Here is a 17,351-nt window from a genome sequence, read left to right as displayed (position 1 = left end):
TTTCGCCTGCCGATGCACGCGGCCTGCTGCAGCTTCTGCCGACGACGGCCCAGCGCGTGGCAAGCCGCCACGGCCTCTCCTATTCCGCAAGCCGCCTGACGACCGACCCCGCCTATAACGCCACCCTCGGCGCCCATTATCTCGGCGAGCAGATCGACCGTTTCGACGGTTCCTACATCCTCACCTTCGTCGCCTACAATGCCGGACCCGCCCGCGTGCCGCAATGGATCGAACGCTTCGGCGACCCGCGCGGCAAGAACCTCGATTTCGTCATCGACTGGATCGAATCGATCCCCTATCCGGAAACGCGCAACTACGTTCAGCGCATCATGGAGAACTACGAAATCTACAAGGCCCGCCTCGGCCAGCCGACGGACATCGCGCGGGATTTGATCTACGGGCGGACGTGAGGTCTTTGCGGATGAGGGCTTGGCTGATGGGTGACCATTCGCCAGACCAGCCGCAGAAATGACGTGCCTTGGGGCCTGGATCCTCGGGTCAAGCCCGAGGATGACGCAGAAGATGGCGATACGACACGGAAAAACCCAAGGCCGGAGGCATCGTCTCCGGCTTTTGCTTTTGACAACACCCGCCGACACACACCGTGTCATCCTCGGGCTTGACCCGAGGATCCAGGCGGCATTTCAAGGCCTTTGAGGCAGTCGTTCCGCGAACGTTGCGCTCTGCCCCGCAAACACGTCACGCTCGTCAAGGCAGTGGCGATGAAAGCTCGGGCCAGCCTCACAGCGGGTGAGCGTTGTTTCAATAAACCAGCGGCGAGCCTGAGGCCCGCCACCTGTTTGTTCCGGCCTCAGTTACCGCGTCAGCCGCTTGTACGTCACCCGCTTCGGGTTGACGCTGTCCGGGCCGAGCCTTCTGATCTTGTCGGCTTCATAGTCAGCGAAGTTGCCCTCGAACCATTCCACATGGCTGTCGCCCTCGAAGGCGAGGATGTGGGTGGCCAGGCGGTCGAGGAACATGCGGTCATGGGAGATGACCACGGCGCAGCCGGCGAAGTTTTCCAGCGCATCCTCAAGCGCTGCCAACGTCTCGGTGTCGAGGTCGTTGGTGGGCTCGTCGAGGAGCAGCACGTTGGAGCCGGATTTCAGCATCTTGGCAAGATGGACGCGGTTGCGCTGGCCGCCCGACAGCGTGCCGACCTTCTGCTGCTGGTCGCCGCCCTTGAAGTTGAACGAACCGCAATAGGCGCGGCTGTTGACCTCGTGGCTGCCGAGCTTGATCACGTCATTGCCACCGGAAATCTCTTCCCAGACGGTCTTGTCGCCGTCAAGCGTGTCGCGGCTCTGGTCGACATAGCCGAGATCGACCGTCTCGCCGACGCGGATTTCGCCGCTGTCGGGCGTTTCCTGGCCGGTGATCATGCGGAACAGCGTCGACTTGCCGGCGCCGTTCGGGCCGATGATGCCGACAATGCCGCCGGGCGGCAGCTTGAAGGAGAGATCGTCGATCAGCAGGCGGTCGCCATAGCCCTTCGACAGTCCCTCGGCCTCGATGACGACCTGGCCGAGACGCTCGCCCATCGGGATGACGATCTGCGCGTCGCCCGGACGGCGATCGGCCGCCGATTTGACGAGGTCGTCATAGGCGCGGATACGGGCTTTCGACTTCGTCTGCCGGGCCTTGGGATTGGACGAAATCCATTCCTGCTCGCGCGAAATCGCCTTCTGGCGGGCGGCATCCTCGCGGCCCTCCTGGGCCATGCGCTTGGCCTTGGCCTGCAGGTAGGCGGTGTAGTTGCCCTCATAGGGAATGCCGCGGCCGCGGTCGAGCTCGAGGATCCAGCCGGTGACATTGTCGAGGAAGTAGCGGTCATGGGTGATCATCAGGACAGCGCCCGGATATTCCCTCAGGTGCTTTTCCAGCCAGGCGATGGTCTCGGCGTCGAGATGGTTGGTCGGCTCGTCGAGGAGCAGCAGGTCGGGCTGCGACAGCAGCAGCCGGCAGAGCGCCACGCGGCGCTTCTCGCCGCCGGAGAGGTTGACCACATTGGCGTCGCCCGGCGGGCAGCGCAGCGCGTCCATGGCCATTTCGACCTGGCTTTCGAGGTCCCAGAGGTTCTGGCTGTCGATGACATCCTGCAGCTTGGCGGCCTCGTCTGCCGTCTCGTCGGAATAGTTCATCATCAGTTCGTTGTAGCGGTCGAGCACGGCCTGTTTCTTCGCAACGCCTTCCATGGCGTTTTCCAGCACCGTCTTTTCGGCGTCGAGTTCCGGCTCCTGCGGCAGATAGCCGACGGTCGCGCCGTCCGCCACCCAGGCCTCGCCGGTATACTCCTTGTCGAGGCCGGCCATGATTCTGAGAACCGTCGACTTACCGGCGCCGTTCGGGCCCAGAATGCCGATCTTGGCGTCCGGATAGAAGGACAGGTGAATGTTCTCGAGAACCTTCTTGTTGCCATAGGCCTTGTTGAGGCCTGCCATGTGATAGATGAACTGACGTGCCATATGCCGCGTGATCCCGGTTTGAAATGCTCTTGCGTTCTTGGGCCGCTATTTAGGCGAAACACGCCGCATTAACAATGCGCCTTGCGAGAATTGACCGATTTGTCCCTGCCCCATGTGGGCCTTGATCGGGCCACGAATTGAACAATCGCCGCCGTCATACGTTTTCTTCTTACGCGAAAACGAGAAGAGGAAGGACGCGACGATGGTGCACAAGAAAGCAGCTTTCTTCGGCAAACCGGTTGAAAACACCGGGGAGTGGAAGGACAGCGCACAACGGGAAGACGCAATCGCCACCGAGCTGGCGGCCTCCGGCCTTGTGGACGCAACCGAGGTGCAGGTCGCCGTCGAAGGCGACGAGGCACGGCTGACCGGCGACGTCTACCTGCGCGAGGAGATCGCCACCGCCGGCAATATCGCGCTCGGGGTCGAAGGCATTACCCGCGTCAGGAACGCGCTGAAAGCCCGCGAACACTCCATCCAGAGCAAGGGCAAGGAAGCCGACGCCCGTGCCCAGACACGCACGCTCTGACGAAACTATTGCAGACCGGCGGGGTCGACGATCCCGCCGTCGCATCCGATCGCAGTCCTGCCGGCGCCCTGTATCAAATCTTCCAGAGACGTCCCCGGCGCATACTTGTCGGATAGACCTATCGTGATCTCGTCGATCAACTGGCGATCTCCATCAGTAACGCAGCTGATCTTGATGCGATCCTTGGCACCGCGCCCGAATGCGCTATCAAACGCCTTGGCAATCTCGTCGGCCGAAAGTTGCCTGCCGATATTCGACTGAAACAGCCTGGCGGCCTCCGAACCGTTCAATTGCTCAAGCAGGTCCACAGACGTCTGGAAGTAGTTTTCCGGCGTGAATCTGGTGCACGTGCCGTGCTTTACCCATTCGTGGCGCTGTAGATTGGATTGTGTCCCCGGCATGACCTTCTCCAGCGTTTGACGAAGGTCATCGCTCAGCGACAGCGCCGGCAAGGCGTTCCAATTCCCGTTTTCATCTTCGGCGCGGACATCCGCCGCAACGCCGCAATAGTTCTCGCCGAGCGGCCAGAGCCCATGCAGCGCGAAATGACCGGCATCAAAGCGGCTTTCTGTCTGGCTCTGGCACTCGGGCTTGTCCTGATGGCCTTCGCAGAAGGCCGGCTGCCAGCTAACGGCCAGGATCGCCGCGGTTTCCCGCGCCATCGCCGGCATCGCCGCAGTCGCCATCATCGATATTCCGATCAAAACTGCCTTGATTTTCATTTCTTCCCCCGATCAGCCAAAGTTGAAACCGACGCAGGATACCTGCCGGCTGCAGAGTTTTTAATACAAGTCGCGGGAAAATGGCCTGGTTGAGCGCCAGGCCATTCCAGTCCAAACGGCGTCGCGGGTCAGTCGAGCGCCGCCGTCACGGTAAACTCGACGAGAATCTCGGGCTTGGCGAGTTCGGCCTGGCTGGTGGCGCGCGCCGGCGGGTTTTCCGGATCGATCCAGTCCTTCCACACCGCGTTCATCTCGGCGAAATCGCCCATGTCCTTCAGGTAGATCAGCGTCTGCAGAAGCTTCGACTTGTCGCTGCCGGCGGCGGCGAGCAGCCGGTCAACCTTGGCAAGGCAATCCTTCGCCTGCTCAGTCACGGTCGCGCCCGAACCGGTCTGGCCGGACAGATAGACGGTGTTGCCATGAACCACGGCGCCGGTCATCAGAGGGCCAACTTCAATACGTTTTACAGTCATTTATCACGTCTTTCCAATGTGATTGTCGAAGAAAAAATCAACCCCGGAACCGCTTCGCCTCTTCATAGATGCGGGTGGAGCGGGCGCCGGAACGGCAATAGCCGAGCACCGGCTTTTCAAGATCATCAAGCGCGTCGACCATGCCCGTCACCGCGTCCGGGGTCAGCCCCATGCCGCCGACCGGCACATGGGCGACATAGAGACCTTCCTTCTCGGCAGCGGCGGCGATATCGGCGAAGGCCGGCTGGCCTGCCTCCTCGTCGTCGGGCCTGTGGCAGACGATGGACCTGAAGCCGGCCGCCTTGATCTCGGCGACGTCTTCCGGGGTGATCTGCTCGCTCACGGCGTAAAAATCATCGATCGGACGGATATCCATACCGGCACTCCTTGCGTTTTGTCAGGAAATTAAAACAAAGACGCGCCATTGCAAGGGCCAAAGGGCTCAGGCAAAGCGGATGCGCAGGCGAAACGTCCGGGATTCGTCCGGCGAAAGCGGCGCCAGGGCACCCTCCTCAGCCAGTTTTCGCCGGCTGGTCCAGCGATGCGAGGCAGGCTCGATGCCGACGATATGAGCCGGCGCTTCCTGGTTGCGCCAAACCTGCAGGAAAGGCAGCGTCGCGCTATCCACCTCGAGATGGAACGACAGCCCGCCAAGGGCGGCGATCGGGCCGAACCGCGTCGCCGACCAGCCGTCCTCGCCGGCAACCGCCGGCACGCAGAAAATGCCGTGATCGCCCTCGCCGAAGCGCCAGGGCAGCGATATCTCCGGCAGCGAGCGGCTTTCCAGCCGCACGCCGTCATCAAGGTGTCTGGCTCCGAAATTGATATGATACATCATCATCGCCGGCAGCGGGCGATCCGACTTGTTGATCACGGTGTCGGTGAGTTCCAGAACGCCGGATGTCCCGTTCAGCGTCCACTGACGCTCGATCAGCATGTCGCCGCCATTGGCGGTAGCCACCGGAATATGGCAGACGCATTCCGCGCCCATATCGCTGATCTCCAGCGATTTCACCGCCGCCGCGTTACCTGAGGCGGAGCCATGCAGCGGGAAGAAACGGCCCTCGTCCCCCTCCACCGGTTCGGGATGACGGATATGGTCCGGACCGCAGGTGAACAGAAAGCCTTCGAGCGAATGATCGATCCGGGCATCGCCGTCATCGGGGATCGCCCGCTTCGGCGCGATGTCGATGCCGGCGACGACACAGCCAGCGATATCCATGACGGAGGTGGAATCAAGAAAGACGCGGGGACCGTTACCGGCGGCAAATTCGATCATCTTTTTAACCAAGTCTCGAGATAACGGAAACAAGCGCGTTCAGCGAGCGTTCACCTGACAAGCGCCTGAATAGGCAGAGGCCACGCTAGGCGAAACACCGCGCCAATAACAGCGACAAAATGCATCGAGACCATGAAAAAAGCGACGTTTTACACCATTCCCTTGATGATCGCCGCGCTCGCCCTGCCGGCAACCGCCGCCCATGCGCATGAACCGCTCTACAAGAACGGACGGCAGATCTTCCTTGTCGCGCCGGACGGAAGCCTGCTCGACTACATCCCCGAATATGGCAGCGTGGTGATGGGCCGGGACGGCCGGGGGCGGCCGATCCTGCTTGATCGCAACGGCAATCTGGTCGCAACCGAGATGTCTGCCGGCGACTACCGGGCTATTCGCGACAGCTATGGCGGCGCGCCGGCCCCGGCGGCCAACGGCTGGGGCCGCAGGGACTGGCGACAGAACGACGACCGCTTCGCCGCGCGCCCGAACCGTTTCGACGAAACGCCGCCGCCGCGCTGGAATGACGGCCCGCGCGCCTCTTTCCCCCAGGCGCCCGAAATCCCGGCGCCGGCCAATCCCGAAACCTCCGGGGAGCGCCCTGCCGCGAGAACGAGCAGCGCGAAGGCCGACATGAATGTTGTCGCGCTTCAGGTGTTTCTCGACCGCAACGGCATCTCTCCCGGCGTTATCGACGGGCTGATGGGCGACAATGTCCGCAAGGCGCTGGACGCCTATGCCAAGAAGAGCGGCCGCGCGGTCGACCCGGAGGCGGACAAGGAGACAATCCTGCAATCGCTGTCGCTCGAGGGCGGCCTGCCCGTGCGGACCTATACGATCACCGCCGAGGACGCGGCCGGTCCCTATGTCGCGAGCATCCCCTCGGACTATGGCGAGAAGGCGCAACTACCCGCGCTTTCCTATACTTCTGTTTCCGAGATGCTGGCCGAGAAATTCCATATGGATGAAGCTTTCCTCAAGACGCTCAACCCCGATGCCGATTTCTCCCGACCGGGCACCGTCATCAAGGTGGTTACCCCCGGCGCAAAGCAGAAGGGCGCCGTTGCCCGCATCATCGCCGACAAGGGCCGCAAGCAGCTGTTCGCCTATGACGCCGAGGGCAGGCTCGTTGCCGCCTATCCGGCGACCATCGGCTCCAACGACACGCCCTCGCCCTCCGGCACCGTCACCGTCGAGCGGATCGCGATCGACCCAAACTATACCTATGACCCGAAGAAGAACTTCAAGCAGGGCGACAATGACCGGGTTCTGACCATCAATCCGGGTCCGAACGGGCCGGTCGGCAATGTCTGGATCGCGCTGTCGAAGCCGAGCTACGGCATCCACGGCACGCCCGACCCCGACAGGATCGGCAAGACCTCCAGCCACGGCTGCGTGCGCCTGACAAACTGGGACGCGCAGGAACTGGCCGGCATGGTCAGCCCGGGCGTCACGGTCGAGTTCATCGACTGAGCCGGCCTCAGTCGAACGACCGCCGCCACTATTCAGCCGGGATGAGGTTGACCGTTTACAAAAACAGGCGCGCCCCGTCTTCGCAAATGCGAAATCTTCGTTTATGTTCGGACCTATAGTTTAGCAAATTCCGATATTTCAAAACTCATTGCGGCTTCCGCTGCAGCGGCGGTCAGATTTAGCGGCTGGTTCCGGACATGAACGATATTACCTCCTTCGAGATCATAGGCATGTTTTCCGAAATCGCGGCGGCGGTGTCGCGCAACAGCCACTGGCTGAGCCGGCTCGACGCGGTGGCCGGGGACGGCGACCATGGTGAAGTCATGGCGGCCGCCTTCACGGCGATGGAGCAGCAGCTCGCGGCGCTCGACCCCTCCTCCGTCACGCCGGCGCGCGTTTTCGACATGGCGGCGGAAACATTTCTGACCATCGATTCGGCCTCGGCCCGGCTCTACGCCTCAGCTTTCCGCCGCGCGGGCAGCACCCTGCCCAACCGGCATGTGATCACCGAGGCGGAGTTCGACCGCGCCTTCGAGGCAATGGCAAACGGGATCATCGCGCATGGTCAGGCGAATGCACCGCACAAGAACATGGTCGATGCCTGGCAACCGGCCCTCTCGGCCTATCTTTCCGCACGAAACAATGGCGGCGACCTCGGCGCCTGTCTGACGCATGCCGCCGACGCCGCGCTTGCTGGCGCGGATCCGGATCCGCTAAGGCCGGACCCCCTGCCCTTTGCCCACCCCGACAGGGTGATGGACCCGGGCTGTGCCTCTGCCGTCCTCATCATCCGCTCGATCCGCTACGCCCTGCAGGACTGACGCCGGAAAGCAATCACAGACGTCGGGTCTTTTCTCGCGCGACGCCGGCCCTACATCATGGCCATTCATCGCCGCGACGGGACGCCATGCCGAACAAGACACCTGCCATTTACTGGATCCGCAAGGATCTCCGCCTCGCCGACAACCGGGCGCTTCTGGCCGCCAGCAAAGACGCGCGGCCGGTCATTCCGGTCTTCATCCGCGAGGACGACAGCGCCGGCGCGCTTGGCGGCGCGCAGGCCTGGTGGCTGGAACGCTCGCTCGCCCGCCTTGCCGAAGCCTATGAAAAGCGCGGCGCCAGGCTGATCCTGAGGAGCGGCGATCCGGCTGACGTCATCTTCGCGCTGATCGAGGAAACCGGCGCGAAATCCGTCTTCTGGAACCGGCGCTATACGCCGGACGGCATCGCGACCGACACGGCGCTGAAACGGAAGCTCGGGGACGCGGGTGTTCAGGCCGAAAGCTTTGCCGGCCACATTCTGCACGAGCCTTCGAAGTTCAGGACCAAGACAGGCGGCCCCTACAAGGTCTATACGCCGTTCTGGAAGGCTCTTTCCGCCGAAGCCAGGGTGCCTGACCCGCTTGACGCGCCGGAAGAGCTGACGACCGCGAACGCGAAGCCGGAAAGCGAAACACTCTCCGACTGGAGGCTCTACCCCGGAAAGCCCGACTGGGCGGCAGGCTTCGAGCCGCTCTGGACGCCGGGCGAGAGAGGCGCCCGCGAAAGGCTGGACCGGTTCATCGACGAGTTTGCCGAAAACTACGCGGCCTCGCGCGACCGGCCGGATATCGAGGCCACCTCCATGCTCTCGCCGCATCTGGCGCTCGGCGAGATCTCGCCGGCATTGATCTGGCACGGGATCAACCGCGCCAAAAATCTCTCGGCGGAGAACAGGAAAAAATTCCTCCAGGAACTGGTCTGGCGGGATTTCTGCCACCATCTGCTGTTTCACTCGCCCGATCTTGCGACGAAGAACTGGAACGACCGCTTCGACGGCTTTGAATGGGTCGAGGACGACGAGGCCCTCGCCGCATGGACGCGCGGAAAGACCGGCTATCCGATCGTCGATGCCGGCCTGCGCCAGCTCTGGCGCGAAGGCACGATGCACAATCGCGTGCGGATGATCGCCGCCTCCTTCCTGGTCAAGGACCTGATGATCGACTGGCGGAGCGGCGAAGAATGGTTCCGCGACACGCTTGTCGATGCCGATCCCGCTTCCAATCCGGCCAACTGGCAGTGGGTGGCCGGCTCCGGCGCGGATGCCTCGCCCTTCTTCCGCGTCTTCAATCCGGTGCTGCAGGGCGAGAAATTCGATCCCGACGGCGACTATGTCCGCCGGTACGTGCCGGAGCTTGCGGCATTGCCGGCAAAACACATCCACGCGCCCTTCGATGCGCCGAAAGCCGTACTGGAGGAAGCCGGGATCACGCTCGGCGAGACCTATCCGAAGCCGATCGTCGATCACAAGGCCGCCCGCAAACGCGCGCTTGCGGCCTTCGAAAAGATCAAGGGCTGAAATCAGTTTGCGCCGACACGGACAATCGCGCAATGGTTTGCCTTGGCAGGGCCCGCCCGTCCGGTCCATAGCAGGCCAAACATCAAGGATTTTACGACCATGACGACACACAACACGGTCATCGATCTCATCGGCAACACGCCGCTGGTCAAGCTGAAGGCGGCTTCCGAGGCGACGGGCTGCGCCATCTACGGCAAGGCCGAGTTTTTGAACCCCGGCCAGTCGGTCAAGGATCGCGCCGCGCTCTATATCATCCGCGATGCCGAGCGGAGCGGCCTGATCGCGCCCGGCGGCACCATTGTCGAAGGCACGGCGGGCAATACCGGCATCGGCCTTGCCATGGTCGCCAACGCGCTCGGCTACAAGACCGTGATCGTCATTCCCGAGACCCAGGCCGAGGAAAAGAAGGACGCGCTGCGCCTGCTCGGCGCGAAGCTCGTCGAGGTGCCGGCGAAACCCTATCGCGACCCGAACAACTATGTGAAGCTCTCCGGGCGGCTGGCCGGGCAACTGGCGAAGAGCGAGCCGAACGGCGCGATCTGGGCCAACCAGTTCGACAATACCGCCAACCGCAATGCCCATATCGAGACCACGGCGGAGGAAATCTGGCGCGATACGGACGGCAAGGTCGACGGCTTCGTCTGCGCCGTCGGCTCGGGCGGCACGCTTGCCGGCACAGCCATGGGGCTGAAGGCGAAGAACGGGGACATCAAGATCGGCATTGCCGACCCCGAGGGCGCCGCTCTTTTTGAATATTACACGAATGGCGAACTGAAGAGCGAAGGCGGCTCGATCACCGAGGGGATCGGCCAGGGCCGCATCACTGCCAATCTCGAGGGTTTTGCGCCCGACTTCGCCTTCCGCATCGCCGACAGCGAGGCGCTGCCGCTGATATTCGACCTGGTTGTCCATGAGGGCTTGTGCCTCGGCGGTTCATCGGGCATCAATATAGCCGGCGCCATCCGGCTTGCGCGCGAGCTCGGCCCCGGCCACACCATCGTCACCGTGCTCTGTGACTATGGCAACCGGTACCAGTCGAAGCTCTACAACCCCCGCTTCCTCAAGGAAAAGGGCTTGCCCGTGCCGGAATGGCTGACGGCGAAAACAGAGATCGCCGTGCCGTTCGAATAGCGTTTCCAGGAAAAGTGGATACCGGTTTTCCGTCCGGAAACGCGTAAAGACAAAGAGATAAGCGTTTCCGGAAAAGCGGATACCGGTTTTCCGTCCGGAAACGCGCAAAACAAAGAGGTAGAGCGCTTTCGCAATCCGGGGAAAGCGGAAGCGCTCCAGAAAGTGACCCATGCCCGTTGATGCCCTCTTTCGCGACGATTTCTACCTTCAACGGTGCGATGCGATGGTCACGACGGTGCATGAAGACGGCACGTTCGAAACCGACCGGACCTGTTTCTACGCGACCTCGGGCGGCCAGCCGGGCGATACGGGCACGGCCATTCGCGCCGACGGCGCGACGCTTCGCCTCGATGTGACCCGGCACGGCGACGGCAAGGACGTCATCCTTCATGTTCCTGCGGAGGGCGAAGCGCCGCCATCCCCCGGCGAAAAGCTGTCGCTTGCGATCGACTGGCCGCGCCGGCTGAAGCTGATGCGCATGCACACCGCCTGTCATCTCCTCTCCGTCGTCTGTCCCTTCCCGATCACCGGCGCCGCCGTCGGCGCGGACGAATCGCGCGTCGATTTCGACATGAGCGAGACCGTCGACAAGCAGGCGGTCAGCGACGCGATGATGAAACTCGTCGATGAGGATCATCCGGTCTACGTGCAGTGGATCAGCGATGACGAGCTTGCCGCCAATCCCGATATCGTCAAATCGAAGAATGTCCGCCCGCCGACGGGCATGGGACGGATCTCGCTTGTCTGCATCGGCGAGAATTCATCGGTTGACAGCCAGCCCTGCGGCGGCACCCATGTGCGTTCAACCGCAGAGATCGGAGCCGTCCATATCGGCAAGATCGAGAAGAAGGGCCGTGAGAACCGGCGCTTGCGCATCCGCTTCGGCGCGTGAACCTTTCTGTTTTTTCAAGGAGTATGATCGAGATGAGTGCTGAAAGCCGGTTTGTCGTTTCGCCGGATTGGGTGACCGAGCGCCTGAACAGGCCCGATTTTTCCGTCATCGACGCCTCCTGGTATCTGCCCGCCCATAACCGCGACGGCAAGGCCGAATATGCCGAGGGTCATATTCCCGGCGCCGTCTTCTTCGATCATGACGAAATCGCGGATACGACGACCGGCCTGCCGCACTCCCTGCCCGCGCCGGAATTCTTCGCCGCCGAAATGGGAAAGCGCGGCATCAGCGAACGCCACGCCATCGTCGTCTATGACGGTCCCGGTTTCTTCTCCGCGCCGCGCCTGTGGTGGCTGCTGCGGGTCATGGGCGCAAACGACGTCTATGTGCTGAACGGCGGCTTCGATGGCTGGAAGGCGAACGGACATCCGGTCGAAACCGAATTGCCGGAGCCGAAGCCCGCGACCTTCACGCCGCGCCTTGCCGCCGACAGGGTCACATCGTTTTCCGCAATGCGTGACATCGTCGCGTCCGGCAGCCACCAGATCGCCGATGCGCGCGGGCCCGGTCGTTTTGCCGCCGAAGAACCCGAACCCCGGCCGGGCATGCGCGCGGGGCATATGCCCGGGGCGAAAAACCTGCCTGCGACCGCTTTCTCGAAAGACGGCCGGTTTCTCTCCAATGACGAACTGAAGGCGCTGTTCGATGAAGCCGGACTGGACCTTGCCCGCCCGGTGGTGACCAGTTGCGGCTCCGGCGTGACGGCGGCGATCATTACGCTCGCGCTTGAAAGCCTCGGCCACGAGGACAACAGTCTCTATGACGGCTCCTGGTCGGAATGGGGCGGCCGCGCCGACACCGCCATTGTTACCGGAAAGGCGTGAGGCATGAGCAAGAGCAAGGCGCAGAAGCCGATCCGGATCCATGTCACGGAACTGGAGATGACGGCCCCGCCGAAGGCGCATATGATCGCGCCCTCCAACCTGCATATCGCGCTGATGCGGGTGCCGGAAATTCCGCTTCCCTTCTACCGCTTCCTGTATCGCCAGGTCGGGACGCGCTGGGAATGGGTGGACCGGGTGCGGATGGACGACGACGAGCTTTCGGCCACCATCCACAATCAGAGCACCACGATCACCGTCTTCTATCTCGAGGGCGCGCCTGCCGGTTTCTACGAATATCAGCAGCAGGATGACGGGGTCACCGAACTCGTTCATTTCGGCCTGTTCGAGCGGGCGCTAGGTCTCGGTGTCGGCAAGTGGTTCCTGCTTCAAGGTCTGAAGGCGATGTGGGCCGACAAGCCGGAAAAGATCATCACCGCGACCAACAGCCTCGACCACCCGCGCGCCCTGCAGCTTTACCAGCAGTTCGGCTTCTCGCCGGTCGCCACCTATGAAAGCGAGATCACCCCGCTTTCGGATGCCGAACTGCTCGCCTTCGCCAGGAAGCTCTGAACCAATGCAAGCCACCCGCCGCGCGTGAGGCCGCAGCGGGTGGATCTTGTTTTTACGCGTCAGGCGTTTCGTCCGATGGCATCGCCGTGCCGGCGGCCTCGATACGCTCGGCCATCGCCAGAAGTTCCGCGACAACCGCGCTCGCGGCGCCGGCATCGCGCTCAAGGCGTCTGTCGATGACCTCGCGCAGGTTCAGGAAGGCCGCCTCGACGCTGCGCGGCAGGTTGTCGCCGCCGCGGGCGCGTTCGCGTTTGCGCTCGCGCGCGCCGAGGCGTTCGGCGACCGCCTTCAGCGCCTTCACCGCCATTTCCGCCTCCGGCGCTTCCTCTTCGAGATAGGCCCGGCCTGTTTCCGTGATCGCATAGGACTTCTTGTTGCCGTCGGCCGAGACCGCGACATAGCCGCCGTCCTCGAGAAAGGCAAGCGTCGGATAGATGACGCCCGGGCTCGGCGAATAGAAGCCGCCGCTCAGTTCCTCAATCGCCTTGATGATGTCGTAGCCGTGACGCGGCTCGTCGGCGATCAGCTGCAGCACGAGAAAGCGGATGCGACCCTGGCCGAGAAACCGCCCGATCCGGCCGCCGCCATCCTCCCCGCCGAAACCGTGACCGCCGCCGCGGCCCCCGCGTCCCGGTCCGTGGCCGGGCCCGCGCCCCATGGCAAAGCGCATGGCGTGGCCGTGCTGATGAAAATGAGAATGCATGAGGGAACCCTTTCCGATATTGTTTCGATATATCTAAACATAGATCGAAATTGGCGGGTTGCAAGTTTTTCGTTATATCGAAAACATAACTTTTTATATGCGGGGCAGGCCCGCCGACGGCGAGCCAGCGCTCCGCGGAGCCACGGCAACCCGGCGCAAAGCTGGATTTCCTTGCGGGTAGCGGCTTGTCTCGCCGCCAAATCAGACTATTATTCGAACAAGAACAACAAAATTCGCAGGGAGTTCGAAAATTGGACCTGGATGATATCGATCGTGCGATCCTGAAGGCGCTTCAAAACAATGGCCGCATCACCAATGCCGAGCTGGCCGAGACCGTGGGTCTTTCGCCCTCGGCCTGTTCGCGCCGGCTTGATCTGCTGGAAAAAAGCGGGGTGATCGAGGGCTATACCGCCAAGATCTCGCCCGATGCGCTTGGATACAAGATGACGGCGCTGGTCCATATCTCGCTTTCCGGCCAGTTCGCCCGCACGCTTGCCGAGTTCGAGGAAGCCGTCCGGCGCTGCCCGAACATCATTGTCTGCTACATGGTCTCGGGCCAGTACGACTACATCCTGCGCGTGGCGGCGAAGGACCTGAAGGACTACGAGCGCATCCACCGCGACTGGCTCTCGGCGCTGCCGCATGTGGTGCAGATCAATTCCTCATTCGCGCTCCGGCCGATCATCGAACGTCTCAACGTCGATGTCGACGAGGCGTTCACCGCGCCGTCGGCTTCTTGATCATCAGCAGCCAGTCGTCACCGTCGGCATGCCAGTCGGGCGCCGTCACCAGGGCCTGCCGCGCCCTTTCCTCAAAACCGAGGCGTTCATAGAACCGCCTGGCAGGCGCGTTGGCATCCGAGACGATCAGGCTGATATCGCTGTCTCCCGAGATGCGGTCCGCCTTGTCGAGCAGAAAGGAGCCGAGTCCGCGCCCCCGATACTCCGCATAGGCCGCCAGAACATGAATGTGGAAGGTGCCTTCGGCCTGACGTTTCAGATCGCGCAAGGGCGTCACCACGGGATGATCGATCTCGCAGCCATAGCCCGGTGCCTCGCCCTTGAGCGGATAAGCGAGCATCAGCGCCGCGACATCCGATCCGAGCGTGGCGACCGTGCCATTGGTCCAGGAAATCGCCCCTTCATCCCGCGCGGCAAGCGTGCGGCCGACCTGCCAGGGGTCTTCCCGCCCGCCCTCCAGCTGGCCCCAGCACCACAGCGGCAGGCGATGACCGGCGATATTGATCAGCCGCACCATGTCCGGCACGTCATCGCGGGCCGCATTTCGGATCGTGAAACTGGTTACCAAACTTCCCTCCCGTATTGACGGCCGGCACACCCTCCACATAGCGTACCACGATCATTTCAAAATCGATCCAAGGTTGGTGCTTAATCCCGCCGGATGTCAACCGCCTGTCACATGACGGTGCGAAGCGATGATGGCGTTCCATAAATTTCCGCGCAAGCGATGAACCCCGGAGCTCTCATGTCCACGAACCTTCTCTTGCCCTCGATCTCGCGCCGCGCCCTCCTGAAGGGCATGACGGCCGCCTCCGCCCTGATCGCGCTCCACCCTTTCGCCGCCAATGCGGCCGAGAACCAGGCGCATCTCAGGCTGATGGAGACCACGGACATCCACGTCAACGTGTTCCCCTATGACTATTATGCCGACAGGCCCAATGACACGATGGGCCTCGCGCGCACGGCCTCGATCATCGACGCGATCCGCGCCGAATCGGCCAATTCCATGCTGATCGACAATGGCGACTTCCTCCAGGGCAACCCGATGGGCGATTACATCGCCTATGAGCGCGGCATGAACGAGGGCGACGTCCATCCGGTGATCAAGGCGATGAACGTGCTCGGCTATGACGTCGGCACGCTTGGCAACCACGAGTTCAATTACGGCCTCGATTTCATGTTCAAGGTCGTCGGCGGCGCGAACTTCCCGTTCGTCTGCGCCAACCTCACCAAGGGCCAGCTTGCCAGCGACCCGCGCAATGACGACCTGATGTTCAGGCCCTACCTGATCAAGGAAAAGATGATCGCCGATGGCGCCGGCAACAAGAGCCCGGTCAAGGTCGGCTTCATCGGCTTCGTGCCGCCGCAGATCATGGTCTGGGACGAGAAGAACCTTTCCGGCAAGGCCAATACCCGCGACATCGTTGCCGCGGCCGAAGCCTTTGTGCCGGTGATGAAGGAAGAGGGAGCCGACATCATCATCGCCCTCTCCCATTCCGGCATCGACGGAACCGGTCCGGCCGAACTGATGGAAAACGCCTCGCTCTACCTTGCCGGCGTTGACGGCATCGATGCGGTCTTCACCGGTCACCAGCATCTCGTCTTCCCCGGCCCGACCGATTTTCAGGGCATTGCCGGCGTTGATCCTGAGAAGGGCACGCTTCAGGGCAAGCCCGCCGCCATGGCCGGCTTCTGGGGCTCGCATATGGGCCTCATTGACCTGCTCCTGGAAAAGGACGGCAATAGCTGGAAGATCGTCGACTTCACCACCGAGGCGCGGCCGATCTATCACCGCACCGAGGACCGCAAGGTCGTCGCCGACGTGGTCTCCGACACGGCGGTGATCGCCGCAGCCGAGGCCGATCACGAGGCGACGCTCGACTATGTCCGCACGCCCGTCGGCAAGACCTCGGCGCCGCTGCAGTCCTATTTCGCGCTGGTCGCCGATGATCCCTCCGTCCAGATCGTCTCCAAGGCGCAGACCTGGTATACGAAGGAGATGCTGAAGGACAGCGAATACAAGGACTTTCCGGTGCTCTCGGCTGCGGCCCCCTTCAAGGCCGGCGGTCGCGGCGGTCCGGATTATTATACGGAAGTGCCGGCGGGCGACATCGCCATCAAGAACGTCGCCGACCTCTATCTCTACCCCAACACCACCCGCGCCGTGCTGATCAACGGCGCGCAGGTGCGCGAATGGCTGGAAATGTCGGCGGGCATGTTCAACCAGGTGGAGCCCGGCGCCAAGGATGCCGCCCTGCTGAACCCGGATTTCCCGTCCTACAATTTCGACATCATCGACGGCGTTTCCTACAGGATCGACCTCGCGAAGCCGGCGCGCTACGCCAAGGACGGCAGCCTCGCCAATCCCGACAGCCACCGCATCATCGACCTTGCCTTTGACGGCAAGCCGATCGATCCGGAGCAGCAGTTCATCGTCGCGACCAATAATTACCGCGCCGGCGGCGGCGGCAATTTCCCGGATATCGACAATGATGTGATCGTGTTCGTCGGCCCCGACACCAACCGCGACGTCATCGTCCGCTATATCGTCGACCAGGGCACGATCAACCCGTCCGCCGACTTCAACTGGACCTTCGCCCCGATGCCCGGCACCACGGCGGTTTTCGAGACCGGCCCGCGCGCCAAGGCCTATATCGACGACGTGAAGGGCGCCAGGATCGAGACCGCCGGCGACGGCGAGAACGGCTTTGCGCTTTATCGGGTGGTTCTGTGATCGGTTGAGTTTTCGGCCAAGCGAAACGACAGGGGCCGGCCTGAGGGCTAATGACAAACCCGCCCCACCCTCTTTCGTCACCCTCGGGCTTGTCCCGAGGGTCTAAGCACTTACCCGCGCGACAAGCATTTCGGGTTAAAAAGGCAGAAAGAACAGCGCCTTACTGACCGCAGACTCCGCTCGCATAGAGGGGTGATTAGATCCTCGGGACAAGCCCGAGGATGACGCGGAATAGAGGGAGACGTTTGTCAGCAAACTGGGGCCACAGGCGATCTATGCTTGGCTTAGCGATGAAATCAGCCAGTCGAGTTCCCTGCGAGCGGATGAAAGCACGCTTGCGTAGGAACTGACGGTCGCCATGTCAGTCGAGACTGTCTAGAATTTTGTGCCCTGGCGCTGTTTCAGGACATAGGAAAACGTT

General features: G+C 62.5%; 18 protein-coding genes. 11 read left to right on the top strand and 7 right to left on the bottom strand.

From position 1 onward, the window contains the following. The coding region (locus tag AC5DC2_RS06830; protein ID WP_491697963.1) for a lytic transglycosylase domain-containing protein at positions 1-410 on the top strand (410 nt) is incomplete at its 5' end. Positions 411-815: 405 nt separating this feature from the next. On the opposite strand, the gene ettA is transcribed toward AC5DC2_RS06830, so the two are convergent. Further along, on the bottom strand, positions 816-2,465 hold the full coding sequence (ettA, locus tag AC5DC2_RS06825) for an energy-dependent translational throttle protein EttA (RefSeq protein WP_024707060.1): 1,650 nt from the start codon (positions 2,463-2,465) through the stop codon (positions 816-818). Positions 2,466-2,667: 202 nt separating this feature from the next. Between ettA and AC5DC2_RS06820 the strand changes: the two genes are divergently transcribed. Beyond that, positions 2,668-2,994 carry a BON domain-containing protein gene (locus AC5DC2_RS06820; protein ID WP_491697962.1) on the top strand — a complete coding sequence of 109 codons (327 nt, stop codon included), beginning with the start codon at positions 2,668-2,670 and terminating at the stop codon, positions 2,992-2,994. Positions 2,995-2,999: 5 nt separating this feature from the next. Here the strand turns inward: AC5DC2_RS06820 and AC5DC2_RS06815 are convergent, their stop codons facing one another. The 4 genes from AC5DC2_RS06815 to AC5DC2_RS06800 all read right to left on the bottom strand — a co-directional run bounded on the left by AC5DC2_RS06815 (position 3,000) and on the right by AC5DC2_RS06800 (position 5,468). Beyond that, on the bottom strand, positions 3,000-3,716 hold the full coding sequence (locus AC5DC2_RS06815; RefSeq protein ID WP_491697961.1) for a ribonuclease T2 family protein: 717 nt from the start codon (positions 3,714-3,716) through the stop codon (positions 3,000-3,002). 128 nt (positions 3,717-3,844) lie between these two features. Beyond that, positions 3,845-4,189, bottom strand: coding sequence for a RidA family protein (locus AC5DC2_RS06810; protein ID WP_491697960.1), 345 nt, complete (start codon positions 4,187-4,189; stop codon positions 3,845-3,847). Positions 4,190-4,226: 37 nt separating this feature from the next. Then, entirely contained in the window at positions 4,227-4,565 is a 339-nt protein-coding gene (locus tag AC5DC2_RS06805) for a protein tyrosine phosphatase family protein (RefSeq protein ID WP_024707056.1), read from the bottom strand. 66 nt (positions 4,566-4,631) lie between these two features. After that, on the bottom strand, positions 4,632-5,468 hold the full coding sequence (locus tag AC5DC2_RS06800; RefSeq protein WP_024707055.1) for a DUF4432 family protein: 837 nt from the start codon (positions 5,466-5,468) through the stop codon (positions 4,632-4,634). Positions 5,469-5,600: 132 nt separating this feature from the next. Here AC5DC2_RS06800 and AC5DC2_RS06795 point away from each other — a divergent pair, with 132 nt between their 5' ends. The 7 genes from AC5DC2_RS06795 to AC5DC2_RS06765 all read left to right on the top strand — a co-directional run bounded on the left by AC5DC2_RS06795 (position 5,601) and on the right by AC5DC2_RS06765 (position 12,753). After that, positions 5,601-6,938, top strand: coding sequence for a L,D-transpeptidase family protein (locus tag AC5DC2_RS06795; protein ID WP_024707054.1), 1,338 nt, complete (start codon positions 5,601-5,603; stop codon positions 6,936-6,938). A gap of 197 nt (positions 6,939-7,135) precedes the next feature. Then, positions 7,136-7,759 (top strand): DAK2 domain-containing protein, encoded by a 624-nt coding sequence (locus AC5DC2_RS06790; protein ID WP_024707053.1) that lies wholly within the window; start codon positions 7,136-7,138, stop codon positions 7,757-7,759. A gap of 86 nt (positions 7,760-7,845) precedes the next feature. After that, entirely contained in the window at positions 7,846-9,276 is a 1,431-nt protein-coding gene (locus tag AC5DC2_RS06785) for a cryptochrome/photolyase family protein (RefSeq protein WP_491697959.1), read from the top strand. A gap of 99 nt (positions 9,277-9,375) precedes the next feature. Then, complete coding sequence (locus AC5DC2_RS06780; protein WP_491697958.1) at positions 9,376-10,407, top strand: cysteine synthase A; 1,032 nt, start codon at positions 9,376-9,378, stop codon at positions 10,405-10,407. A gap of 169 nt (positions 10,408-10,576) precedes the next feature. After that, complete coding sequence (locus AC5DC2_RS06775) at positions 10,577-11,299, top strand: alanyl-tRNA editing protein (protein WP_491697957.1); 723 nt, start codon at positions 10,577-10,579, stop codon at positions 11,297-11,299. 32 nt (positions 11,300-11,331) lie between these two features. Continuing rightward, a complete protein-coding gene (sseA, locus tag AC5DC2_RS06770) occupies positions 11,332-12,183 on the top strand; it encodes a 3-mercaptopyruvate sulfurtransferase (RefSeq protein WP_491697956.1) in 852 nt (283 codons plus the stop codon). A 3-nt stretch (positions 12,184-12,186) separates the two neighbouring features. Continuing rightward, entirely contained in the window at positions 12,187-12,753 is a 567-nt protein-coding gene (locus AC5DC2_RS06765) for a GNAT family N-acetyltransferase (RefSeq protein WP_491697955.1), read from the top strand. Between the two features lie 52 nt (positions 12,754-12,805). Here AC5DC2_RS06765 and AC5DC2_RS06760 read toward each other — a convergent pair whose 3' ends face one another. Next, the gene (locus AC5DC2_RS06760) at positions 12,806-13,456 is read right to left on the bottom strand and encodes a PadR family transcriptional regulator (RefSeq protein WP_244435521.1); all 651 of its coding nucleotides are present in this window, start codon (positions 13,454-13,456) and stop codon (positions 12,806-12,808) included. A 251-nt stretch (positions 13,457-13,707) separates the two neighbouring features. Here AC5DC2_RS06760 and AC5DC2_RS06755 point away from each other — a divergent pair, with 251 nt between their 5' ends. Continuing rightward, positions 13,708-14,196, top strand: coding sequence for an Lrp/AsnC family transcriptional regulator (locus AC5DC2_RS06755; protein WP_024707046.1), 489 nt, complete (start codon positions 13,708-13,710; stop codon positions 14,194-14,196). On the opposite strand, the gene AC5DC2_RS06750 is transcribed toward AC5DC2_RS06755, so the two are convergent. Continuing rightward, on the bottom strand, positions 14,174-14,764 hold the full coding sequence (locus AC5DC2_RS06750; protein ID WP_161633009.1) for a GNAT family N-acetyltransferase: 591 nt from the start codon (positions 14,762-14,764) through the stop codon (positions 14,174-14,176). The two genes, AC5DC2_RS06755 and AC5DC2_RS06750, sit on opposite strands and share 23 nt — an antisense overlap. Positions 14,765-14,941: 177 nt before the next feature. Between AC5DC2_RS06750 and AC5DC2_RS06745 the strand changes: the two genes are divergently transcribed. Continuing rightward, entirely contained in the window at positions 14,942-16,930 is a 1,989-nt protein-coding gene (locus AC5DC2_RS06745; RefSeq protein ID WP_491697954.1) for a bifunctional 2',3'-cyclic-nucleotide 2'-phosphodiesterase/3'-nucleotidase, read from the top strand. Positions 16,931-17,351: the final 421 nt, after the last annotated feature.

The organism is Martelella sp., from assembly GCF_984369615.1.
Note: the sequence above shows the minus strand (reverse complement) of the source record. Positions and strands in the feature narration are given on the sequence as shown.